This is a genomic window from Mycobacterium sp. DL99 (assembly GCF_004762045.1).
Lineage (GTDB): Bacteria > Actinomycetota > Actinomycetes > Mycobacteriales > Mycobacteriaceae > Mycobacterium.
The window spans coordinates 2373420-2396742 of the sequence record NZ_SJOM01000007.1 but is presented as its reverse complement, the minus strand read 5'-3'; the positions used below and the strand labels follow the sequence as shown (position 1 = coordinate 2396742).

The following is a 23323-nucleotide window of genomic DNA, read 5'->3' as shown; positions in this document are numbered from 1 at the left end:
GCTCAGTCGATCAGGAGCTTCTTCTGCACCTTGCCCATGGCGTTTCTGGGCAGCTCGCCGACGAAGACGACTTCACGCGGCCGCTTGTGCTGCGACAGGGTCTGGGCCACGAATTCGATGAGACCGTCGGCGAGCTGAGGCCGGTTCCCGTCATCGGTCACCACGTATGCCACGACCCGCTGTCCCAAGTCGGGGTCAGCACGCCCGACAACGGCTGCCTCACGCACCGACGGATGGGCGAGCAGTGCGGTTTCGACCTCGCCGGCGCCGATTCGGTATCCGCCCGACTTGATCAGATCCACCGATTCCCGCCCGACGATTCGGTGGAACCCGTCCGTGTCGCGGGTGGCGACGTCTCCGGTGATGAACCAGCCGTCGTCGGTCCAGGCGTCCGCGGTGGCTTCGGGCCGGTTGAGGTAGCCGTCGAACAGCATCGGGCCGCGCACCTGGAGCCGTCCGATGCTGCTGCCGTCGTCGGGAACAACCTGACCGTCTTCGGTGCGCAGCCGGGTATCGACGCCGAGGACGGGTTGACCGACCGAGCCGGGCCGGCGTTCCCCGTCCGCGCGGGTGGACAAGGTGATCATGGTCTCGCTCATCCCGTAACGCTCGATCGGCGTGCAACCGGTCAGCTCGGTGATGCGGTGGAAAACCGGGGTCACCAACGGCGCGCTACCGGATACCAGCAGGCGGGCACCACGTAGCGCCCGCGCCGATGCTTCGTCGGCGGCGATGCGCGACCACACCGTGGGCACGCCGAAGTACATCGTGCCGGCCGCGGCGGCATAGCGCTCCGGTCGCGGTTTGACGGTATGGACCACCCGGGAGCCGATGCGCAGCGAGGCGAGCACACCGAGCATCAGTCCGTGCAGGTGGAACAACGGCAGACCGTGCACCACCGTGTCGTCGCGGGTCCATTGCCAGGCGTCGGCCACGGCGTCGATGCCGGCCGCCAACGCCCGATGACTGAGGTTGACCCCCTTGGGTGCACCGGTGGTCCCCGACGTGTACAGAATCATCGCGACCGCGTCGGGTGACGGTGCGTCTGGCAATTCGCCACTCCCACGGCCCTGGACGGTTGCCGCTATCACGGGAAGTTCCGAGTCCCGATGCGGCGGTCCCGCCCAACACGTGACGCGGGCGTCGGTGAGCATGTGCCGCAGCTCAGCAGAGCCGGAGTCGGGTGGAATCGGAACTACCGGGACGCCGGCCAACAGGCAGCCGACCACAGCGACGACCGTCTCCAGCGTCGGTTGGGCACACACCGCGACCGGTCCCCCGTCGGGCAATGCGCCGGCAAGCGCGCAGGCAGCATCGAACAGCTGCGCCCGCGACATACTCCGGGCACCGACCGAGATCGCGGCGGCGGTGTCGACTGAGTCGCTCCCGGCAGGGTCAAGAGATGTCAAAAGCATGGGCGGACAGGTCCTTTCATTGCTGGTGGCTGACACTCAGAACACCGTGCCCGGGAGGACGAGGGTCCCGACGAGCAGAACCGGGCCGATCACCACCATCGACAACCCCCAGCGCATCAGCAGCCTGGTCATCCGGGGTCGTTGCGCTTCGTCGACGGTGGTGGCGACCAGCGTCGCGCCCACCGTGGAGAAAGGCGAGACGTCGACGATCGACGCGCACACACCGAGCGCACACATCAACGCCCAGCCGGGGATGCCGCCGGCGGCCACCAGAGGCAACGCGAGCGGAACCAGAGCCGCCAGCATGCCGGTGGTCGAGGCGAACGCCGAAACAAGCCCTGCCACAAGGCATATGAACAGTGCGGCCAGCAGCGGAACACCGATGTGGCCGGCGAACTCACCGAGCAGATCGACCGCCCCCAGCTTGTCGAGCACGCCGACGAACGTGATGATGCCGCCCACCAGCAGAACTGTCGACCAGTCGATACGGGGAATCGCCTTGTTTCCCGATCGCGGGTCCGCGAGGGTGAGCACCGCGCCGAGCGCGAAGGCCAAGACGCCGATATCGGGATCCATGCCTGCCAGCGACATTCCGATGACCGCACCGATCAAGCCGACCATGGCCATCACGGTGGCGATCTGATTGCGGGTGAAAGGGTTTCGTTCCCGACCGGATGGCAGGTCCGGGCTCGACGCGGCGCCCAGCGGGACACCCCGCGTACCGCCGCCGACGGCGACCAGTCGGTCATCCACCGACAGGGACACCGCCGGAGCTGCGGCCACATTTCGGCGCAGCAGCTTGAGTCCGCCGAACAGGACGTACGCGGCCGTCAGCAGCGCCAGGTTGACCATGAGCGCCACGAAGAACAGCACGAACGGGTTGAGGTCGATGCCGGCCTGATGTGCGGTGCCGTAGGTGACGATGCCGAACAGGCTGGTGGGCGCGAACGCCCCGGCGCTCAGGCCGGTTCCGATCGACAGTGCCATCAGCATCGGATCGATCGCGCGCTTGTCTGCCACCATCATGCCGATCGGCGCCATCACCAACCCACCCAGCGGGGAGCCCATCGCCGAGATCGCCGCGGTCAGCAGGAAGAACACCAATGGCAGCAGCACCGTCCGATGCCCGACCTTGGCCAGGGTGACCTCGATGATCCGGTCGATGGTGCCGTTGGCGTGGGCGATCCCGAAGAAGTACGTCACCCCGACCAGCAGCACCAGGATGTCGATCGGGAAGCCGTCGACGATGTCGTCGATCGGCATGCCCGCCAACCCGAGCCCCACCCCGCATGCCGCGGCGAACATCAACACGCCCAGGTGGGCGTTGCGCCATGCCGAAACCGCGAAGACGCCGACAAAGATCGCCAGCGCCAGCAGCTGAATTGTCATTCCTCGCCTTTCGAAACGTTGGACCCGCTTCCCAACTGGTCCACTGTGTGGCACAGTGGTCTACTGTATGAACCGGTGCGGGTAAGCTAGCTCACATCTGCGCCACGGGTCAATGTGGGTCGCCGAGGAGGGCGCGTGTCGACGAACAGCGTGGTGTCCGCGTTTCAGGTGTTGGAAACGGTCGCAAGAATGCAGCCCGTAGGTCTGTCCGAGCTCACGCGCGCGGTCGGCCTGCCCAAGAGCACGGTGCAGAGGTGTTTGCTCACGCTGCACGAGATCGGCTGGCTACGACCGACCTCCGCGCAACCCACCCGATGGAACTTGACGTACCGGGCGTTTTCCGTCGGCAGCCGGGCCGGCGATCATCAACTGATGCGCGAAACCGCGCTCCCGTTCCTCAACGAGCTGCAGCTCGATACCACTGAGACTATCCACCTGGCCGCACCCGACGGGCCGGAGTTGGTACTCATCGAGCGCTTGGACACCCCACATCCGCTGCGCGCCTTCATGCCGTTGGGATCGCGAATTCCGTTGCACGCCTCAGCAACCGGGATAGCGTTTCTCGCTGCCAGCACCGACGATTACGTTGCGCAGTACCTTTCGCACCACCTCGCGCCGCAGACCGAACACACGATCACCGATCCGGGCCGGTTGCGCGAGACCATCGAATTGGTGCGGACGCGGGGATACTCGGTGAACGAGCAGGGCCTGAACGCCGGCATCACCGCACTCGGCGCCAGTATCGTCAACGCACAGCGCGAACCCATCGGCTCGGTCTCGATATCGGGACCGAGCAGCAGGATTACGGCCGACAAGTTCGCCAGGTTCGGAAGTGCGGTGCGCGAGACCGCGCACCGAATCTCCGCGGCACTGTGAACTCGCGCAGAACTCTGGAGAGGCGATACCGAGATGGCTGATCGCAACGTGCTGGGTGGCCCGCTGGCGGAGTGCGGCACCGACCCGCTCACCGGCTTCTACCGCGACGGGTGCTGCTCGACCGGCGACGCCGATGCGGGCCGGCACACCATCTGTGCGGTGGTGACCGCCGAGTTCCTCGAACACCAGCAGTCCATCGGCAACGACCTGTCGACACCGGCTCCGCAGTACCGGTTTCCCGGCCTGACGCCCGGGGACCGCTGGTGTGTCACCGCCGTCAACTGGCTGCGCGCACACAATGACGGCAAGGCGGCCCCGGTGGTGCTGGCGGCCACCCATGAACGCACCCTCGACCTCGTGCCCCTCGACGTCCTTCAGCAGTACGCCGTCGATGTGCCCGACGACCTGGGCAGCCTCTGAGGCTCCGTAGGCTCAAGGCGTGAGCGTCGCATCCGAGCCGACCGTTGTTCTGGACAACCGCTTCGCCCGCGCCCTGCCCGAGATGGCGGTCGCATGGCGGGCCGAGGCGGCCCCGGCTCTGCGACTACTCGTGCTCAACGAGCCACTGGCGGACGAACTCGGCCTCGACGTCTCCTGGCTGCGCAGCCCCGACGGGCTCGGCCTGCTGTCGGGCACCGTCGTGCCCGACGGCGCCACCCCGGTCGCGCAGGCCTACGCCGGGCACCAGTTCGGCGGGTACGTCCCTCGCCTGGGCGATGGCCGTGCGCTGCTGCTCGGCGAATTCGTCGATGCCGACGACCGTCCCCGTGACCTGCATCTCAAAGGATCGGGACGCACGCCTTTCGCCCGCGGCGGCGACGGCCTGGCCGTCGTAGGGCCGATGCTGCGCGAGTACATCGTGAGCGAGGCCATGCACGCCATGGGCATTCCCACGACGCGGGCACTGGCCGTCGTCGCCACCGGTCGCGACGTCCGCCGCGAAACCCTGGTGCCCGGGGCGGTGCTGGCCAGGATCGCCGGCAGCCATCTACGGGTCGGCAGTTTCCAGTACGCCGTCGCGCATGCGCAGGCCGTCGGAGACATCGGGTTGCTGCGCCGGCTGGCCGACCACGCCATCGCCCGCCACCATCCCGGAGCGGCCGACGCCGCCAACCCGTACCTGGCACTGTATGAGGCGGTCATCTCGGCGCAGGCCTCACTGCTGGCGCAGTGGATGCTGGTCGGGTTCGTGCACGGCGTGATGAACACCGACAACATGACCATCTCGGGCGAGACCATCGACTACGGACCGTGCGCGTTCATGGAAACCTTCGATCCCGCAACGGTATTCAGCTCGATCGACCATGGCGGCCGGTACGCCTACGGCAACCAGCCGACAGTGGCCGCGTGGAACCTGGCCCGCTTCGCCGAAACCCTGCTCCCCCTGCTCGACGACGACGGCGAGCACGCCGTCGAGATCGCCACCCAAGCGCTGCACGGCTTCGGCCCCCAATTCGACGCGGCGTGGTCGGCCGGCATGCGCGCCAAGCTCGGACTGTCCGCCGATGTCGACGGCGAAGTGGCACGCACCCTGATCGACGACCTGATTGTGCTGTTGCAACAGAACCGAACTGACTACACGTCGTTCTTTCGCGACCTCGGCCGTGCCGCGCGCGGAGAAGGCACGATCGCCGCCGAATTCGACGAATGGCTGGCGCGGTGGCGCGCCCTTGGCCCCGACACCGCCGCGATGGACCGGGTCAATCCCGTCTACATCCCGCGCAATCACCTCGTCGAGGAAGCCCTGAACGCGGCGATGAACGGCGACATGGAACCCGTCGAGCACCTCATGACCGCCCTCGCGGCGCCTTACGACGACCGCCCCGGGCTCGATCGGTATGCCGCTCCGGCGCCTGCCGACTTCGGCGCCTACCGCACGTTCTGCGGAACCTGAGGACCAGGCGCTACCGTGGGTCGGGTGACGACGATCACGATGGACACCCCGGCCGGCCCGATCGACGCTCTGCTCAGCCTCCCCAGCGGCGAAGGACCGCGGCCCGGGGTGGTGATCATCCATGACGCGATCGGCTATGGACCGGACAACGAGGCGATCTCGGAACGCGTTGCGGGCGCCGGCTATCTCGCGCTCACGCCGAACCTCTACTCCCGTGGCGGCCGGGCCCGCTGCATCACCCGGGTGTTCCGTGAACTGCTGACCCAGCGCGGCCGGGCGCTCGACGACATCCTGGCCGCCCGCGACCACCTGCGTGCGCACCCGCAATGCAACGGGATCATCGGCATCGCGGGGTTCTGCATGGGCGGCCAATTCGCGCTGATCATGGGCCCCAAAGGATTTGGCGCCTCAGCGCCGTTCTATGGGACCCCGCTGCCCAAGCGGCTCGACCAGACGTTGGACGCCTCGTGCCCAGTGGTGGCCAGCTTCGGCCGCCGCGACCCGATGGGCATCGGTGCCGCAGACCGGTTGCAGCGCATCGTCGGCGACAAGAACATCCCGGCCGACATCAAGGTCTACCCCGAAGCCGGGCACAGCTTCGCCAATCAACTGCCCGGGCAGGCCTTTCTGCGCATCGCCGGCTTCGGCTACAACGAGGCCGCCACCGCCGACGCCTGGTCGCGGGTGTTCGCGTTCTTCGACGAGCACCTGACGGCTAAAGCCAACTGAGCCCGGCCACCACCAGCGCCTCTGTTCCGGTGTCCAACGTCGGCTGGAGCACCGGGGCGAACCGCGGTGAATGGTTCATCGGAATATCGGCGCCCACACGATCAGCGGCCACCGCCGCACGGAAGGCCTGCTCGTCGACGCCGCCGAAGCCCCAATAGGTGTAGGGCGCGCCGAGGGCAGCCGGGATGTCACCGAAGTCCTCACTGGCCGACCCGGCCGGCATGGACTGCACCCGGTCGCCGAAGTACTCGCCGAACGCGGCCTCGACGCGCGCCGTCACCGCACCGTCGTTGACGGTCAGCGGAAAACTCTCGTACAACTCGATTTCGGGCTCGCGGGGCGAGTCGGATGCCCGGCACTCGGCGATGACCACGCGCCGGATCGCCGCGAGTACCGCGGTGCGCACCGATTCGTCGAAGGTGCGCAGGTTGAGTTCGAGCACCGCATGGTCGCCGATGACGTTGCTCTTGATCCCCGACTGAATGCTGCCGACGGTCAGCACGACGGTCTGGCTCGGATCGACCTCGCGGGACACGATCGTCTGCAAGCGGATGACGATCATCGACGCCAGCACCACCGGATCCACCGTGGTCTGCGGCATCGAACCGTGCCCACCACGGCCGTAGACCGTGATGCGCAGGCTGTCGGCCGCAGACAACACCGGACCGCTGCGGGTACGCAGCTGCCCGGCCGGGGCCGGAAACACGTGCTGGGCCAACGCCACATCGACCGGGCCGACGAGATCGGCCAGGCCGTCATCGGCCATCCCGCGCGCCCCATCACCGACCTCCTCGGCCGGCTGGAAAACCGCAATCATGGTGCCGCGCCAGTGATCCGTCGCCCGGGCGAACAATTCGGCCGCGCCCAGTAGACACGTGACGTGCACGTCATGGCCACAGGCATGCATCACGCCGGGCTCGTCACTCGCATACGGCAGACCCGTCGCCTCGGTCACCGGCAGCGCATCCATGTCCGCACGCAACAGCACCCGAGGACCGTCGCCGTTACCCAGCACCCCGACCACACCGGTTCCCCCGACACCTTCATGGACGGCCAGGCCAGACTCCCGCAGGCGCGCAGCCACGACACCCGCGGTACGCCGTTCCTGATGCGAGAGTTCGGGATGCTGATGCAGGTCCCGGTAGAGCGGCTCCTGCCATGCGCGCACCTCAGGCAGGTGCGCCAGCACGGCCTCGGCGCGGCGACGAACATCGTCGGGTCCGGTACCGACCGTCGCCATCGCCTCGCCCCCTGACCGCTGTTACTCCGGCAACCGCAACTCGGGCTTTTCGACCTCTTCGATGTTCACGTCCTTGAACGTGATGACCCGCACCTGTTTGACGAACCGGGCCGGGCGGTACATGTCCCACACCCAGGCGTCGGCGAGCCTCAATTCGAAATAGACTTCGCCCTCGGAGTTACGCGGAATCAGCTCCACACTGTTGGCCAGGTAGAAGCGGCGCTCCGTCTCGACGACGTAGCTGAACTGCCCGACGATGTCCTTGTATTCGCGGTAAAGCGAGAGCTCCATCTCGGTTTCATACTTCTCGAGATCCTCGGCGCTCATCTGGTGTGCTGTCCTTCTGGTTGTGCTGATGCCCTGTCGACCATCTTTGCGTACGCCGCTTCAGCATGCCGCATTGGTGCCATATCCCGCCGCACGTCCGCCATCTCGGCGGCCCGCCGCACGCCGGTGATCTCTGCGGCCCGCCGCACGTTCACATACGAGTAGCGGTGCTCCGCACACGGCCCCAACTCCGTCAACGCCGCGGAGTGCGCCGCAGTGCTGTACCCCTTGTGCTCGGCGAACCCGTAGCCGGGATGGTGCTGCTCCATCTCGACCATCAACCGATCCCGGCTGACCTTGGCCAGCACGCTGGCCGCGGCGATGCAGGCGGCCGCGGCGTCTCCCCCGATCACCGGTAAGGAAGGCACCGCCAGTCCCGGAACCCGGAACCCGTCGGACAGCACGTACCCGGGCCGCAGCGACAACCCCGCCACCGCACGCCGCATGCCCTCGATATTGGCCACGTGAACACCGAGGCGGTCCACCTCATCCGACGGGATGAACACCACGTGATACGCCAGCGCATACCGGCGGATCAGGGGAAACAACCGCTCCCGCTCCCGCTCACCCAGCTTCTTGGAATCGTCGAGAGAGGCCAGGCTGTCCATCCGGTTGGGACCCAGTACGCAGGCCGCCACGACCAACGGTCCCGCGCAGGCCCCGCGGCCCACCTCGTCCACCCCGGCGACCGGGCCGAGACCGTTGCGATACAACGCGGATTCCAGGGTGCGCAGACCGGATGACCGCCGGATCACCGTCCGAGGCGGCCACGACGCTTTCACCGCTGGAGGCACAGGGCAGCTCCTAGGAGTCGGTCTGCGGGTCCCCGCCAGTGATACCGCCCCAGCGCGATGGCGGCCAGGCGATGAACCGTGCCTTTCCGATTACATTCTCCACCGGAACGGTGCCGGCCATCGGATCGCCCGTGCACAACAGACCTTCCCGTGCGTCGGCGGGCAAATTGCTGCAGTGCACCCGTGAGTCGGCCGAGTGGGTCCGATTGTCACCCATCACCCACAGCCGATCAGGCGGGACGGTGACCGGGCCGAACTCATTGCCCAGACACGGATAGATGCTCGGGTCGGCCATCATGGTGGCCGGATCCAGGTAGGGCTCGTTCAGCCGTTTGCCGTCGACTGTCAGCCCGGTGTCGGCACGGCACTGCACTGTCTGACCGCCGACCGCGATCACCCGCTTGACCAGGTCGTTCTCGTCCGGCGGCACAAACCCCACAAACGAGAGGGCATTCTGCACCCAGCGGATGGCGGTGTTGTCCGAACGGATCGACTTGTAGCCGATGTTCCACGACGGCGGCCCCTTGAAGACCACCACATCACCGGGCTCCGGCTTCGAGAACCGGTAGGTGACCTTGTCGACCATGATGCGGTCACCCACGCAGCCGGCGCAGCCGTGCAGCGTCGGCTCCATGGATTCCGAAGGAATCAGATAGGGCCGCGCGATGAACGTCAGCGTGACGTAATAAAGCACCAAGGCAATGGTGGCCAGAATGGCAACCTCGCGCGCCGTGGAATGCTTGGGCTTGGGTGACTCGTCCGGCGTTTCGCCGGCAGCGGACTCCGCCGAATCTGAAACGGAATCTGGATCCGAGTCGGTTTCGAGGTCGTCCTCCGCGCGCGCATCGGCAGAGTCGGTGGGTCCGGTCACAGGCACCACAGTAGCGAGCGTCGTGACCGGTCCCGCGACGAGAGCTTCGTCAGGCGGAGCAGCGCGCTCAGCGCTTTTCCTTGATCTTCGCCTTCTTGCCACGCAGTTCGCGCAGGTAGTAGAGCTTGGCGCGACGCACGTCACCGCGGGTCACGACATCGAGGTGATCGATGTTGGGCGAATGCACCGGGAAGGTCCGCTCGACGCCGACGCCGTAGCTCTCCTTCCGCACGGTGAAGGTCTCGCGGATACCGCCGCCCTGACGACGGATCACGACACCCTTGAAGACCTGGATGCGCTCCTTCGAGCCCTCGATCACCTTCACATGCACGTTGACGGTGTCGCCGGGGCTGAAGGTCGGGATGTCGTCGCGCAGCGACGCCTGATCGACGAAGTCCAGCGTGTTCATCGGTGACACTTCCTTGTTGTTCGCGGCTCCGGACGAGCGTGCACATGGCGCGCAGCCGAAGCTATTTTCGGGTGTATCGGGGTGTATCTCGCAGCGGAACGCGGACAAGCCGGCCCAGTCCTGCGCAGACAACTGCTCAATTGTGCCAGATGGGTCCCCATACCGTGAAATCCGGCGAGTCGCAGCCCCCCATCAGCACCGACTCCGGCAGCATACTTCGAGCACGACTACGCACGCGAGCCACGAGGCGAACGGTTAGGCTTCACCCACCGATGTGCCGGTCCTGCAGAGCCCATCGGATTTTGTTGACGGTTCAAGGAGGACCATGCGACGGCGGCCGTCGAAGCTGAGGATGGCGAGCGCAGCCGGCGTGACGGCAGTGGTCGCGATGGCTGTCGTAACGGTCGGCTGCGAGGCCCGGGTCTATGGGACTCCCCCGGCCCCCGCCGGCGCGCCGCAGCTGACCGTCGTCGTCCCGCAGGGCAGCATGGCTCCGCTGCCCGAGGCGCCGCCCGGCGAACCCACCGCCGCATTCATGGGGCTCGCGGACCGCGCGCAACTGGCCACCGACACCGCCGCGGACGCCGGCGCCGAGATCACCCTGCTGGTGCTCGACCGCAACACCGGCCAGCTGGTGTCCAACGGAAATGAGACCACCATCGCCATCGCGTCGGTGGCCAAGTTGTTCATCGCCGATGATCTGCTTCTGCAGGAAGCCAAGGGACAGACCGTCCTCAGCCCCGAGGACCGCGAGAACCTCGACGTGATGCTGAGATCCTCCGACGACAGCGCCGCCGAGGTCTTCTGGAACCGCGGTGGCGGAAGCGCGATCGTCACCCGGGTGACCGCCCGCTACGGCCTGGAATCGACCCGGCCGCCGAACGACGGGCGGTGGTGGAACACCATCAGCACCGCGGCTGATCTGGTGCGCTACTACGACATGTTGATGAACGGCAGCGGCGGTCTTCCCGCAGAACAGGCCAATGTCATCCTGTCCAACCTGGCTCAGTCCACTCCGAACGCCATCGATGGCATGCAACCGGGCGGGGTCTACCCCCAGCGATTCGGCATCCCCGAAGGCCTTTACGCCGAGCCGGTCGCGGTCAAGCAGGGCTGGATGTGTTGTATCGGTTCGGATTGGATGCACCTGTCGACCGGCGTGATCGGCCCCGACCGCCGCTTCATCATGGTGATCGGCTCACTGCAGCCTACGGACGCCGCCACCGCGCGCGACACCATCACCGACGCCGTGAAGACAATGTTCCCCGGCGGGCGGATCTAGGACTCCTCGAGCAAATCCGGCCGGCGCTCGCGGGTGCGTTGCAGCGATTGCTCATGGCGCCACGCCGCCACCTTGGCGTGGTCCCCCGACAGCAGTACATCGGGCACGTCAAGCTCACGCCAGGTCTGCGGCCGGGTGTAGCTCGGCCCCTCAAGCAGGCCGTCGGAATGCGAATCCTGTTGGTGGGATGCGGGATTGCCCAACACATCGGGCATCAGCCGGACCACCGCCTCGATCATCACCAAGGCCGCCGACTCGCCGCCGTTGAGGACGTAGTCGCCGATGGAAACCTCTTCGACCCGCATCCGGCGGGCCGCGTCGTCGGCCACCCGCTGGTCGATCCCCTCGTATCGTCCGCAGGCGAACACCAGGTGAGATTCCGTACTCCAGCGTTCGGCGACAGCCTGGGTGAACGGACGCCCCGCCGGGGTCGGTACGACCAGAAGTGTCTCCTCGGAACAAATTTCGTCGAGCGCCTCACCCCACACCGGCGCTTTCATGACCATTCCAGGACCCCCGCCGTACGGTGAGTCATCCACCGACCTGTGCACATCGTGGGTCCAGTTCCGCAGGTCATGTACGGCCACGCTGAGGATTCCGGCGTCGATCGCCTTGCCCGGCAACGACTGCCGGATGGGATCGAGGTAGGCCGGGAAAATCGTGACGACATCAATACGCACAGTTGCGCACCTTCTAGACCAGGTCCAGGTTCAGCAGACCGTCTGGAGGATCGATGACGACGGTTCCGGTTTCCCGGGATACCGAGATGACGATGGCACTGACGAACGGAATCAACACTTCGCGGCCGTCAGCATCGGCCTTGACCGCCAGCAGCTCGCCGGCCGCGGTGTGCAGTACCTCGCGGACCGCGCCCACCGCGGTGCCGTCAGCCGTGACGACCCGCAGGCCTTCGAGTTCATGGTCATAGAACTCGTCGGGATCGTCGATCGCGGGCAGATCGGCGGTGTCGACGATGAACACCGTGCCACGCAGCTCGTCGGCCGCATTGCGATCGGCGACACCGGCCAGACGAATCAACAGCCGACCGGCGTGATCACGCACGGACTCGACTGAGAAAGTACGCTCGGCACCTCCCTTGGCGCGGCCCCGAAGGGCCACGCCAGGGATGAACCGCGCGTCGGGGTCGTCGGTACGGACCTCGACGACAACCTCACCGGAAATGCCGTGAGCTTTGACAACCCGCCCGACAACCAGGTCCATGGATCCGACGCTACTGGTCGGTGTCCACCACGTCGACGCGGATACCGCGCCCACCGATGCCTGCGACCAGGGTCCGCAGTGCAGTGGCGGTGCGGCCACCGCGGCCGATGACCTTACCCAGGTCATCGGGGTGCACGTGCACCTCGACGGTCCGCCCACGGCGGCTGGTGACCATGTCGACGCGTACGTCGTCGGGATTGTCCACGATGCCGCGGACCAGGTGCTCGACGGCGTCGACCACGACAGAACTCACTGCGTTACTCAGCTCTCGCTTGCGGCTTCGCCGGCAGCGGCCTCGGCTGCAGGTGCCTCAGCCTCGGCGCCGGTGGCCTCGTCCTGCTGATCCTTCTTAGGGGCCTTCTTCTTCTTGGGCGTGACGGCCGCAGCACCGGTGCCGCTCTCCGCCTCGGCCAGTGCCGCGTTGAACAGCTCGAGCTTGGACGGCTTGGGCTCCTTGACCTTCAGCGTGCCCTCGGCACCCGGCAGGCCCTTGAACTTCTGCCAGTCACCGGTGATCTTCAGCAGGGCCAGCACCGGCTCGGTGGGCTGGGCGCCGACACCCAGCCAGTACTGCGCGCGCTCCGAATCGATCTCGATCAGGCTCGGCTCTTCCTTGGGGTGGTAGCGGCCGATGACCTCGATGGCGCGGCCTTCGCGGCGGGTGCGCGCGTCGGCGACAGCGATGCGGTACTGGGGGTTGCGGATCTTGCCAAGCCGGGTGAGCTTGATCTTGACAGCCATGTTTGAGACTTCTCCTCTATGTCACGCTGCAATTCGGCGATGCGGGCGGAATTGCCCGATCCGGTTTTGCCTTACGTGTGTGACCGCCGCACAGCGCATTGAACGAGTCGCGCGGCAGACAGCCGCCAATTGTGCCAGAGCAGGCAGTATTGGCCAAAATCGCGCCGGTTCAGACGACAGTCGCCGGAGGCGACTCAAACCACCTTGTCGAAACACTTGGTCTCGACGCGGCGACTCATCCGCCAGCCGTCGGCAGTCCGGACGAACTCGTCCTCGTACCAGAGCCCGCAGAACAACACCTGTTGCTCCAGCCCCGGCAGCACCATCGGGTTGAAGCAGATGGTGCGGGACGAGGCTTTGCCCCCGTCGATGCGCACATCGAAGTTGCCGAGCATGTGCGCGTAGGCCGGGAAGTTCGGCAGCACCTCGGCCAACCACGCCTTGACCTCCGGAAACTGGCCGTCGATACCGCCCATTGCCCGGTAGTCGATGTAGGCATCAGAAGTGAACACCGCATCGAGGTCATCGAACAGTCGACGGTCTATCGCCGTGGAGTAGTCAATCAACAACTGCTGGATCTCCAAGCGATCCGAAATCTCGGCCAGGCTCAACATGTCTCGATTCAACACGATCAAGGCGACTAGGCTGGCCCGCCATGGGGAGGTTCGTCAGGTTCTCTGTTGGAGCGACGGTCGCAATTGCCGCCGCGCTGATCCCGCTCTCATCGGTGATCGGCGCCGCGCCCGCGGCCAGAGCCGATATCGAAGTGCAGCAGGTCGGATCCGCACCCATCCCGGACGGTCCCGCGCAAGGCTGGGTGGTCGCCGATCTCGACACCGGCCAGGTGCTGGCCGCCCGCAACGAGAACGCCCGTTACGCGCCGGCGAGCACGATCAAGACGCTGCTGGCCCAGGTGGTGCTCGATGAGGTGCCGCTGGACTCCACGATCGTCGCCGACGACGCCGATACCCGGGTCGAGTGCAACTGCGCCGGCGTCGCGCCTGGACAGACCTACACGGCGCGCCAATTGCTGGAGGCGGCACTGCTGGCATCGGGCAATGACGCCGCCACCACCCTGGCGCGAATGGTCGGCGGCCCCGAAGCGGCCGTGACCAAGATGAACGCCAAGGCGGCGGCACTGGGGGCGAACAGCACCAATGTGGTGACGCCGTCGGGCCTGGACGGGCCGGGCATGCCGTTCTGGTCGACGCCGCACGACATGGCGACCATCTTCCGCGGGGCGATGGCCAACCCGGTCTTCGCGCAGATCACCGCAATGCCCTCGACCACGTTCCCGACCAAGACCGGCGATCGGGTCCTGGTCAACCAGGACGAACTGCTGCAGCGCTACCCCGGCGCCATCGGCGGCAAGACGGGCTTCACCGACATCGCCCGGAAGACCTTCGTCGGCGCCGCTCAGCGCGACGGCCGGCGTTTGGTGGTCGCGATGATGTACGGGCTGGTCAAGGAGGGCGGCCCCACCTATTGGGATCAGGCCTCGACACTGCTGGACTGGGGTTTCGCTCAGGACCATTCGGCCAGCATCGGGTCGCTGTAGCGCTGCGTACCGGTCCGATATCTGAAGGAAACCTGACCGTGCGCGCACCGAGTCCAACGCTGCGTAGCGTCGGCGCTCGTGCGAAGACTGTTCGTGACGGCGGTGCTCGCCCTCGGTACGGCGATGACCGCTGCCACCGTCTGGGCCCCGCCGGTCACCGCGCAGCCGAGTGTTCAGCCGGCAGGCGCCCAGATTCCCGACGGACCGGCCAAGGCCTGGCTGGTCGCCGACATGGACACCGGCCAGGTCCTGGCGTCCAAAGATCCCAACGGCTCGTACGCCCCGGCCAGCACCATCAAGCCGCTGTTGGCGATGGTCGTGCTCGACCACCTTCGGCCCGATAACTTCGCGCGGGCCAACGAGTCGCACACCAAGGTCGAATGCTCATGCGTGGGCCTCAAACCGGGCCAGCCGTACACCACCCGCCAACTGCTCGAGGCGCTGCTCATGGTGTCGGGCAACGATGCGGCGAACATGCTCGCCGACATGCTCGGCGGTCAGCCCGCAACGGTGGCGGCGATGACGCGCAAGGCGGCCAGCGTCGGCGCCCGCAACACCCGGGCCTCCTCGCCGTCGGGCCTCGACGGCCCCGGCTGGGAAACCGTCACCACCCCGCACGACCTCGCGGTGATCCTGCGGGCGGCGCTGAACTACCCTCTGATCGCACAGATCATGCGCCAACCGTCGGCCCAGTTCCCGGGTAAGACCCTGACCAACCAGAACGAGCTACTGGCGCGCTACCCCGGCGACATCGCCGGCAAGACCGGGTACACCGATCTCGCCCGCAAAACGTATGTCGGTGCAGCCCAACGCGGTAACCGACGTCTGGTCGTGGTCCAGATGTACGGCACCGGCGATCTGTACGGCCAGGCGACCGACTTGTTCGACTACGGCTTCTCGCACTGACCGCGGACGCCGGCGGTAAAAGGTAGGGCCCCACCGGGACTCACACCAAACTAAGGTAACCCTAAATTCGCGTGGTGTGCCCGCGCGCGATGAGGGGAGACGATGTGTCCGACCGTGAGTTCTCGTTGGTGGTCGCCTATGGCACCGACATGGGCAACGCCGAGGACGCTGCCATGTCGTTCGCCGAAGCCACCACGGCCGCCGGAATCCCCGCCGAGGCCGTCGAACTCAACCAGGTTGAACTCGGCCATCTCACGACCACAACGCATTTCATCGTGGTGACGTCGACCTTCGGCGACGGCGAGTTCCCTGACACGGCCACGTTGTTCTGGGAGGCGATCAGCGCATCGGCCGAGCGGCTGGAGCACATGAGTTTCGCAGTGCTCGCCCTCGGAGACACGTCCTACGAATTGTTCTGCAACGCAGGGAAACTCCTCGACGCGCGGCTGGAGGAGCTCGGCGCAACTCGACTGACCGACCGGGTCGACGTCGACGGGTACTACGAAGAACCCGCCGCTGCCTGGACCACCGACCTCGTCAAGCAGCTCACCGCCGCCCAGACCGGACCCGGCACCACAGCCATCACCGTCGCCGAAAACCCCCCGGCCGATCCCCCGCACCGCGGCCAGGAGCGCAACCACCCCTTCGCGGCACCCCTGACGGTCAATCGGCTGCTCACCTCAGCCGAATCCGACAAGGAGGTTCGCCACTACGAGCTCGACCTCACCGGTTCCGGGATCGCCTACCAGGCCGGCGATTCGCTGGCCGTCCACGCAGTCAATGATCCTGATCTGGTCGCGGCGATCCTGACCGAACTCAAAGTGGGCCCCGAGCACCGCGTCACCGGAACCGATGAGACATTGGGGGTTCTGCTCACCGAGCAGCTCGAGATCCGCACACCCTCACGCGCACTGCAGGAGTTGGCGGGCCCCGCCGCCTACGGCGAGGATGTCCTCGATCTCATCAGGCGCGCCGACCTCACCGTCGATGAGGTCGTCGATACGTTGCGCCCGTTGCAGTTCCGCGACTACTCGATCGCCTCAAGCCCACTGGTCCACCCCGATCGCGTGCACCTGACCGTGGCCACGGTGCGCTACCCCGCAGGCGACCGCCGACACGGGGGCGTGGCGTCGACCTACCTGGCCGAGCGCACCCAGACCGTTCGGGTACACCTGCGCCCCAACCATCATTTCCGGCTGCCTGCCGCCGAGGTGCCGATCATCATGATCGGGCCGGGCACCGGTATCGCACCGTTCCGCGCCTTCCTGCAGGAGCGGCAGGCCGCCGCCGCATCGGGCCGGTCCTGGCTGTTCTTCGGGGATCGGCGCCGGGCCACCGACTTCCTCTACGGTGAGGAGCTGACGGGATTCGTCGAGTCCGGCGCACTGACCCGGCTCGATGTGGCATTCTCCCGCGATCAGGACGCGAAAGTATATGTGCAGCAACGCATGCGGGAGAGTTCAGCCGAGCTGTTCGCGTGGCTGCAGGACGGTGCCCACCTCTATGTGTGCGGTGACGCCGACCGCATGGCCAAGGATGTCGATGCCGCCCTGCACGAGATCGTCGCCGAGAGCGGCGGTATGGACGCCGACGCCGCGCACGCCTACGTCAATGACCTGATCAAGACTCACCGCTACCTGCGGGACGTCTACTAGGGCTCTCCGCGCGATGTGTGCACCTCGGGTAACGGTGGGCGTTACGGCAGGTGCACAAATCACCGGGGCCGCGGCCGGTCAGTACACCCGGCCGCGCAGGATCACAAGATCCGGGTGGCTGACCCCACCGTGACGTGGATCCTCGGTATAGCAGACCAGGTCCGCTGACGCCCCGTGCTCCAGCACTGGCCGGCCGAGCCAGGCCCGGGCATCCCAGCTGGCCGCCCCCAACGCGGCGGTGGGACTCATCCCGATGCCCTTGAGCGCCTCGATCTCGTCGGCGATGCGGCCGTGGGCGATCATCCCGCCGGCGTCGGTGCCCGCGAAGATCGGCACGCCCGCGTCGTGGGCCGCGCCGACCCGGCTCCGGCAGGACGCGTAGAGATCGCGCATGTGCTTGGCGTACGCCGGGTACTTGCCGGCGCTGTCGGCGATACCGGGAAAGTTCTCGATGTTGATCAAGGTCGGTACCAGCGCGGTGCCGTGGTCGAGCATCAATTCGATGGTGTCGTCGGTGATCCCGGTGCCGTGCTCGATGCAGTCGATGCCGGCCTTGATGAGCCCGGGCAGGGCATCCTCGCCGAACACGTGCGCCGTGACCCGGGCGCCCTCGGCGTGGGCCGCGTCGATCGCGGCCTTGAGAATGTCGTCAGACCACAGCGGGGCCAGGTCGCCGATCCCCCGGTCGATCCAGTCGCCGACCAGCTTCACCCAGCCGTCGCCCCAGCGGGCCTGCTGGGCCACTGCGTCGGGCAGCTGCGACTCGTCCTCGACATCGAAGGCGATTCCGTGCCCGTAACGCTTGGGCCGGGCGATATGCCGGCCGGCCCGGATGATGCGCGGCAAGTCGTCGCGCTCGTCGAAGCTCCGGGTGTCCACCGGTGAGCCGGCATCCCGCAACAACAATGCGCCGGCATCGCGTTCGGTCTCGGCCTGTGCCACCGACTCATCCAGTGACACCGCGCCACCGGGCCCCAGCCCCACATGACAGTGCGCGTCGACCAGGCCGGGGATGATCCAGCCGCCGTCAAACACGGTGTCGGCGTTGGCAATCGGCTCCGCTGACAGCACGCCCCGGTCCACCCACCACTCGACGGGTTCACCGTCGGGCAGGCCGCGTCCCCGGACGTGGAGCGCGTGCACCGAACTACTTCTGGCCGGGGAACTTCAGCTTCGACAGGTCGAAATCGGCCAGACCGGGCGGCAACTCGTCCAGTCCCTTGGGCATGTTGGACAGGTCCGGGAAGCCGGCCGGCATCCCGGCACCCATCGGGTTCCTCGGTGGGGTCGGTCCACGCCCCTTCTTCTTGCCGGCCTGCTTGTTCTTGCCCTTGGCAGCCTTGCGTGGCGAATTCTTGCGGCCGAACGGCATCCCCATCTGGCCGGCCATCGACGACATCATCTTGCGCGCGTCGAAGAACCGGTCGACCAGAGAATTGACCTCCGAGACGGTCACACCGGAGCCGTTGGCGATGCGCAGCCGGCGCGAGGCGTTGATGATCTTCGGATCGGCCCGCTCAGCCGGGGTCATGCCACGGATGATGGCCTGCACCCGATCCAGCTGCTTGTCGTCGACCGCGGCCAGCGCGTCCTTCATCTGGCCCGCCCCGGGCAGCATGCCCAGCAGGTTGCCGATCGGACCCATCTTGCGGATCGCCAGCATCTGCTCGAGGAAGTCCTCCAGCGTCAGTTCACCGGAGCCGATCTTGGCGGCGGCCTCCTCGGCTTTCTGCTGGTCGAAGACCTGCTCGGCCTGCTCGATGAGGGTGAGCACGTCGCCCATCCCCAGGATGCGGCTGGCCATCCGGTCGGGGTGGAAGACGTCGAAGTCTTCGAGCTTCTCCCCCGCGGAGGCGAACAGGATCGGCACGCCGGTGATCTCGCGGACCGAAAGGGCCGCACCACCGCGGGCGTCGCCGTCGAGTTTGGTCAGCACGACACCGGTGAAGCCGACGCCCTCGCGGAATGCCTCGGCCGTGGCGACGGCGTCCTGACCGATCATCGCGTCGAGCACGAACAGGGTCTCGTCGGGCTGCACGGCGTCCCGGATGGCCGCGGCCTGGCCCATCAGCTCGTCGTCGATGCCCAGCCGGCCGGCGGTGTCGACGATGACGACGTCGTAGTGCTTGGCCCGGGCCTCGGCCATACCGGCTGACGCAACCGCCACCGGATCGCCGTGGCCACCGATCTCCAGGCCGTCTGGTGAGGTGCCCGGGTGCGGGGCGAAGACGCCGACGCCGGCGCGCTCACCGACGATCTGCAGCTGGTTGACCGCGCCGGGGCGCTGCAGGTCACACGCCACCAGCAACGGGGTATGCCCCAGTCCCTTAAGCCATTTCGCCAGCTTGCCGGCCAGCGTGGTCTTACCGGCGCCTTGCAGGCCGGCCAGCATGATCACCGTCGGCGGGTTCTTGGCGAACGCCAGCTGACGCGTCTCGCCGCCGAGGATGCCGATCAGCTCCTCGTTGACGATCTTGACCACCTGCTGCGCGGGATTCAGCGCAGCCGACACCTCGGCGCCCTTGGCGCGATCCTTGATGCGCGCGACGAAGGCACGCACCACCGGCAGCGAGACGTCGGCCTCCAGCAGGGCCAACCGGATCTCGCGCGCCGTGGCGTCGATATCGGCGTCGGTCAACCGCCCCTTGCCGCGTAGGCCCTGCAGGGCTCCGGTCAACCGGTCAGACAGGCTCTCAAACACGTGGTAAGCCTAGCGGCCCGGGATTTGTGGCTGCGCGCCGCGACCTGCTGCCTATCGCGTCCAGTGCCCAGCAGATCAGGCAAGACAGCACGAATGCACCCACGTGAAGGGCCCATGACTTGATCCACCAGGAATCGTTGACGATGACATCGATCGGCAGCGACCGCTGAATCCACTGCACGACAGCACCGCATGCCACAGCCGCGATCAATCCGGCGACCCAGATGCCGTTGCGCCTGCGTGCCATCCCCCAGGCAGCGACATAGCCCACCAGGACCAGCACCGGGACAGTGATCAGTACCCACGCCGGCAGGGTGATCGGAGCCCGAGGAAGACCGTGCGAGTCCGGAACGAGCGAAAGCCGGTAGAGATAGAAGTCCACCCCCGCCAGCGCCAAGTCGACCAACGCCACGACAAGGACGATTGCCAGCACAGCACGCCGGCGGCCTCGTCGGGCCCAGCTGACGACGACGACGACGTAGTACAGCGCGAGGACGGTTGCCAATACCAACGACGCCACATCCGCCGACCATCCATCGAGCCAGGCTCTCCGGAACGACCGCGAGCCGGCGTAGAAAATCGCGATCGTCGGAAGTATCAGCAGAGCGCTGATGAGGATCTGCCCGCCGGGAGGGATCCGCTCCGCCGTCGGTGGTGAAGTCGGGATCGGTCCGGGCGCGCCATATCCAAACTGAGGCGGAGCACCGTATCCGTACTGAGATGGCGGGCCGTATCCGTACTGAGGTGGCGCGCCGAACCCGTCTCCGTACCCCCCGTAATCCGTCACGCCGGCAATCATGACCTATCGGCGTGGATCAGCTGGCGTGCTCAGCTGGTTTGGCCGGCTTGGCCGGCGGCGGCGCGGGCAGGATCGCGAACATGTCGCGCTCCAGTTCCTCGCGGAACGCGGCCCGTCGCGCCTCGTCGGCGGCCAGCGCCGGTGCGGTGATGCAGAACACGTCGACCACCGAGGAGCCCAGCGTGGTCACCTTCGCCCAGGAGATATCCACGCCGTCCCGCTCGAACACCGCGGTCAGCCGCGCCAACAGGCCGGCCCGGTCGATCGTGCGAATCTGGACGATCAGGTCTTCTGGCGCGGTGCCGGGCGACCACAGGATGCGCGGCGGGGCGGGCACGTGGTTGGCAGGCACCGAGGCCAGGATCTCGCCGGCCCGGGTGGTCGGATGCTGGGCAGCCTCCTGGTCGCGCCGCTCCAGCGCACCGATCACGTCCAGTTCGCCCTCAAGCGCCAGGATGAACTGCTGACGCAGCAGTTCGGCAGCTGGTGGCGCACCGAAGTGCGGGGACACCGCGAACGTGTTGATCGCCGAGCCCTCGTGGCTGTTGACCGATGCCGAATGGACCCGCAGGGTATTCAACGCCAGTACGCCGGCCGCCTTGGACAGCAGGCCTCGCCGGTCCGGGGCGATCATCGTCACGTTGTAGATGTGCGGGCCGTCGCCCGGCGTGAGTTCGACATGGATACCCGCGTCCGCCGCCAGCTCCATGAACCGCGGCTCGATGGGATCGGGCTGCGGCAGCGGTTCGCCCGCCATCACCAGCCGGCACCGCCTGACCAGGTCACCGATCAGCGATGCCTTCCAATCTCCCCACACCCCCGGCCCCGTGGCCAGTGAATCGGCCTCGGCGAGGACGTCGAGCAGCTCCAGCAGCACCATGTCCCCACCGAGAGCGTCGGCTACCGCGTCAATGGTCTTGGGGTCCTGCAGATCTCGTCGCGTCGCTGTGTTGGGGAGCAGCAGGTGGTAGCGGACGATCTTCGACAGCACCTCGATGTCGGACGGCCACAGACCCAGCCGGGTACCGATCTGCGTCGCCAACTCTGCACCGATCACGCTGTGGTCACCGCCGCGGCCCTTGCCGATGTCGTGGCACAGCGCGCCCAGCAGCAACAGATCCGGACGTGACACCCGCGTGGTGAAAGCACCTGCCCGCGAGACGGTTTCAACGAGGTGGCGGTCGACTGTCCAGGTGTGCACCACATCCCGCGGAGGCAGGTCTCGCACCGCACCCCACTCCGGGAACAGTCGGCCCCACAGGCCGGTACGGTCCAGTGCCTCGATGGTGGCGACCGCCGCGGGTCCGGATGCCAGCAGCACCAGTAGGTCCTTGAGCGCCTGATGCGGCCACGGGGTACGCAGTTCCGGTGCGGTTTCGGCCAGTCTGCTCAAGGTGGACACCGCCATCGGCAGCCCGGTACTGGCCGACGCGGCCGCGACCCGCAGTATAAGGCCCGGATCACGTTCCGGCCGGGCGTCGCGGGCCAGGATCACCTCGCCGGCGTACTCGATCACGCCTTCGTCGAGCGGGCGGCGCACGGGACGGCGCAGAGCGGCAAAGCCGCGCCGCGGCAGGGCGTTGGCGGCGGTACGAATCCCGGAATCGACGTAGTAGCTGACCGTGCGCGCGGCATCAGAGAGCGTGCGGGCAAGGTCGAATCGGTCCCCGATCCGCAAGGCCGCACCGATCTCGTCTGCATGCTGGGCCAACAGCAGTTCCCGGCCCCGACCGGAGACCCGGTGCAGCTCGGTCCGGACGTTCAGCAGCGCCAGGTGCGCATCGCCCAGGGTTCCGGTCGGCGAGGCCAGCGCCCGACTCGGATACACGTCGGCCAGTTGCGCGATCGCGAGCGCGTTGAGCAGTTGAACGTCCCGCAGGCCACCCCGTCCCGACTTGAGGTCCGGTTCGGCACGGTGCGCGATCTGGCCGCTGCGCTCCCATCGCGCCTGCGCATGCTCGACGAGTTCGTCGAACCGCGAGGCGATTCCGATCCGCCACTGCCGGCGCCCCCCGCCGACCAGGAGCGCCGACAGGTCGGCATCGCCGGCGATATGACGCGCGTCGAGCATCGCCAGACCCACCGCAATGTCCTCACCGGCCACCTTGAGCGCTTCGGGCACGGTACGCACACTGTGATCGATACGAATATTGGCGTCCCACAAGGGATACCAGAGTTTCTCTGCGACCTCGGAGACGAGTTCGGCGGGCATGTTGTCATGCAGCAACGTGAGATCGAGGTCGGAGTACGGCAGCATCTCGCCGCGGCCCAGACCACCTGTGGCCACGATCGAAAATCCGCTGGTGGCCGTGATGCCGATCTCGGTAGCCTTTGTGGCGAGCCAGAATTCGTGCAGATCGAGCAATGCGTTCCGCAATGCGGCAGCATCGAGCTGACGCGATCCCCCGGTGAGCAACTGTTGGGTGGCCGCGGCCAGATCGCTGGCGGGCCGTGACGGCGCCGCCGGAGCCTCCCGAGGAGAGGCCCCGGCGGATTCTGGGCTGTTCTCTGTCATT

Annotated in this window: 24 protein-coding genes; 8 read left to right on the top strand and 16 right to left on the bottom strand. The window is 67.0% G+C overall.

Translation table 11 applies throughout. The features are described 5' to 3' along the window. Positions 1-2: 2 nt before the first annotated feature. The gene (locus EYZ64_RS12040) at positions 3-1415 is read right to left on the bottom strand and encodes an acyl-CoA synthetase (RefSeq protein ID WP_135453630.1); all 1413 of its coding nucleotides are present in this window, start codon (positions 1413-1415) and stop codon (positions 3-5) included. Between the two features lie 36 nt (positions 1416-1451). Beyond that, positions 1452-2804, bottom strand: a complete 1353-nt coding sequence (locus EYZ64_RS12035; RefSeq protein ID WP_135453629.1) for an SLC13 family permease — start codon at positions 2802-2804, stop codon at positions 1452-1454. A gap of 135 nt (positions 2805-2939) precedes the next feature. On the opposite strand from EYZ64_RS12035, the gene EYZ64_RS12030 reads away from it, so the two are divergent. From EYZ64_RS12030 to EYZ64_RS12015, 4 genes are read left to right on the top strand one after another with little or no spacing between them, the layout of a single operon-like run. Beyond that, complete coding sequence (locus tag EYZ64_RS12030; RefSeq protein WP_135453628.1) at positions 2940-3680, top strand: IclR family transcriptional regulator; 741 nt, start codon at positions 2940-2942, stop codon at positions 3678-3680. A gap of 33 nt (positions 3681-3713) precedes the next feature. Next, positions 3714-4100 (top strand): DUF2237 family protein, encoded by a 387-nt coding sequence (locus tag EYZ64_RS12025; RefSeq protein ID WP_135453627.1) that lies wholly within the window; start codon positions 3714-3716, stop codon positions 4098-4100. A 19-nt stretch (positions 4101-4119) separates the two neighbouring features. Further along, positions 4120-5574 carry a protein adenylyltransferase SelO gene (locus EYZ64_RS12020; protein ID WP_135453626.1) on the top strand — a complete coding sequence of 485 codons (1455 nt, stop codon included), beginning with the start codon at positions 4120-4122 and terminating at the stop codon, positions 5572-5574. 24 nt (positions 5575-5598) lie between these two features. Beyond that, positions 5599-6303, top strand: coding sequence for a dienelactone hydrolase family protein (locus EYZ64_RS12015; RefSeq protein ID WP_167857798.1), 705 nt, complete (start codon positions 5599-5601; stop codon positions 6301-6303). Here EYZ64_RS12015 and EYZ64_RS12010 read toward each other — a convergent pair. The 5 genes from EYZ64_RS12010 to rplS all read right to left on the bottom strand — a co-directional run bounded on the left by EYZ64_RS12010 (position 6290) and on the right by rplS (position 9944). Further along, positions 6290-7492, bottom strand: a complete 1203-nt coding sequence (locus EYZ64_RS12010; RefSeq protein ID WP_135459962.1) for an amidohydrolase — start codon at positions 7490-7492, stop codon at positions 6290-6292. The two genes, EYZ64_RS12015 and EYZ64_RS12010, sit on opposite strands and share 14 nt — an antisense overlap. A gap of 72 nt (positions 7493-7564) precedes the next feature. Further along, positions 7565-7870 (bottom strand): DUF2469 domain-containing protein, encoded by a 306-nt coding sequence (locus EYZ64_RS12005; protein WP_003881082.1) that lies wholly within the window; start codon positions 7868-7870, stop codon positions 7565-7567. After that, the gene (locus EYZ64_RS12000) at positions 7867-8652 is read right to left on the bottom strand and encodes a ribonuclease HII (RefSeq protein ID WP_286175278.1); all 786 of its coding nucleotides are present in this window, start codon (positions 8650-8652) and stop codon (positions 7867-7869) included. Before EYZ64_RS12000 ends, EYZ64_RS12005 begins: the two co-directional genes overlap by 4 nt. A gap of 22 nt (positions 8653-8674) precedes the next feature. Continuing rightward, a complete protein-coding gene (lepB, locus tag EYZ64_RS11995) occupies positions 8675-9535 on the bottom strand; it encodes a signal peptidase I (RefSeq protein ID WP_135453625.1) in 861 nt (286 codons plus the stop codon). 67 nt (positions 9536-9602) lie between these two features. Further along, a complete protein-coding gene (rplS, locus tag EYZ64_RS11990) occupies positions 9603-9944 on the bottom strand; it encodes a 50S ribosomal protein L19 (protein WP_029111328.1) in 342 nt (113 codons plus the stop codon). Between the two features lie 325 nt (positions 9945-10269). Between rplS and EYZ64_RS11985 the strand changes: the two genes are divergently transcribed. Continuing rightward, positions 10270-11226, top strand: coding sequence for a serine hydrolase (locus EYZ64_RS11985; RefSeq protein WP_135453624.1), 957 nt, complete (start codon positions 10270-10272; stop codon positions 11224-11226). On the opposite strand, the gene trmD is transcribed toward EYZ64_RS11985, so the two are convergent. The 5 genes from trmD to EYZ64_RS11960 form a co-directional block, all read right to left on the bottom strand. Beyond that, positions 11223-11906 (bottom strand): tRNA (guanosine(37)-N1)-methyltransferase TrmD, encoded by a 684-nt coding sequence (gene trmD, locus EYZ64_RS11980; RefSeq protein ID WP_135453623.1) that lies wholly within the window; start codon positions 11904-11906, stop codon positions 11223-11225. The genes EYZ64_RS11985 and trmD overlap by 4 nt on opposite strands. A 13-nt stretch (positions 11907-11919) precedes the next feature. Continuing rightward, positions 11920-12447, bottom strand: coding sequence for a ribosome maturation factor RimM (gene rimM, locus EYZ64_RS11975; RefSeq protein ID WP_135453622.1), 528 nt, complete (start codon positions 12445-12447; stop codon positions 11920-11922). 10 nt (positions 12448-12457) lie between these two features. Then, positions 12458-12700: an RNA-binding protein gene (locus EYZ64_RS11970; RefSeq protein WP_003881089.1), complete on the bottom strand. Its 243-nt coding sequence runs from the start codon at positions 12698-12700 to the stop codon at positions 12458-12460. Positions 12701-12708: 8 nt separating this feature from the next. Next, positions 12709-13188, bottom strand: coding sequence for a 30S ribosomal protein S16 (gene rpsP, locus EYZ64_RS11965; RefSeq protein ID WP_135453621.1), 480 nt, complete (start codon positions 13186-13188; stop codon positions 12709-12711). Positions 13189-13382: 194 nt separating this feature from the next. Continuing rightward, a complete protein-coding gene (locus tag EYZ64_RS11960; RefSeq protein ID WP_135453620.1) occupies positions 13383-13802 on the bottom strand; it encodes a nuclear transport factor 2 family protein in 420 nt (139 codons plus the stop codon). Between the two features lie 41 nt (positions 13803-13843). On the opposite strand from EYZ64_RS11960, the gene EYZ64_RS11955 reads away from it, so the two are divergent. The 3 genes from EYZ64_RS11955 to EYZ64_RS11945 all read left to right on the top strand — a co-directional run bounded on the left by EYZ64_RS11955 (position 13844) and on the right by EYZ64_RS11945 (position 17307). Further along, the gene (locus EYZ64_RS11955; RefSeq protein ID WP_135453619.1) at positions 13844-14746 is read left to right on the top strand and encodes a D-alanyl-D-alanine carboxypeptidase family protein; all 903 of its coding nucleotides are present in this window, start codon (positions 13844-13846) and stop codon (positions 14744-14746) included. Positions 14747-14824: 78 nt separating this feature from the next. Continuing rightward, positions 14825-15652 (top strand): D-alanyl-D-alanine carboxypeptidase, encoded by an 828-nt coding sequence (locus EYZ64_RS11950; protein ID WP_135453618.1) that lies wholly within the window; start codon positions 14825-14827, stop codon positions 15650-15652. A gap of 89 nt (positions 15653-15741) precedes the next feature. Then, on the top strand, positions 15742-17307 hold the full coding sequence (locus EYZ64_RS11945) for a diflavin oxidoreductase (protein WP_135453617.1): 1566 nt from the start codon (positions 15742-15744) through the stop codon (positions 17305-17307). Between the two features lie 78 nt (positions 17308-17385). Here the strand turns inward: EYZ64_RS11945 and EYZ64_RS11940 are convergent, their stop codons facing one another. From EYZ64_RS11940 to EYZ64_RS11925, 4 genes are read right to left on the bottom strand one after another with little or no spacing between them, the layout of a single operon-like run. After that, a complete protein-coding gene (locus EYZ64_RS11940; RefSeq protein WP_135453616.1) occupies positions 17386-18450 on the bottom strand; it encodes a metal-dependent hydrolase family protein in 1065 nt (354 codons plus the stop codon). Positions 18451-18454: 4 nt separating this feature from the next. Beyond that, positions 18455-20008, bottom strand: a complete 1554-nt coding sequence (gene ffh, locus EYZ64_RS11935; RefSeq protein WP_135453615.1) for a signal recognition particle protein — start codon at positions 20006-20008, stop codon at positions 18455-18457. After that, positions 20001-20795 carry a hypothetical protein gene (locus EYZ64_RS32225; protein WP_210115500.1) on the bottom strand — a complete coding sequence of 265 codons (795 nt, stop codon included), beginning with the start codon at positions 20793-20795 and terminating at the stop codon, positions 20001-20003. The genes ffh and EYZ64_RS32225 overlap by 8 nt, the downstream gene beginning before the upstream one ends. 28 nt (positions 20796-20823) lie before the next feature. Continuing rightward, the gene (locus EYZ64_RS11925) at positions 20824-23322 is read right to left on the bottom strand and encodes a [protein-PII] uridylyltransferase (RefSeq protein ID WP_135453614.1); all 2499 of its coding nucleotides are present in this window, start codon (positions 23320-23322) and stop codon (positions 20824-20826) included. Position 23323 lies beyond the last annotated feature (1 nt).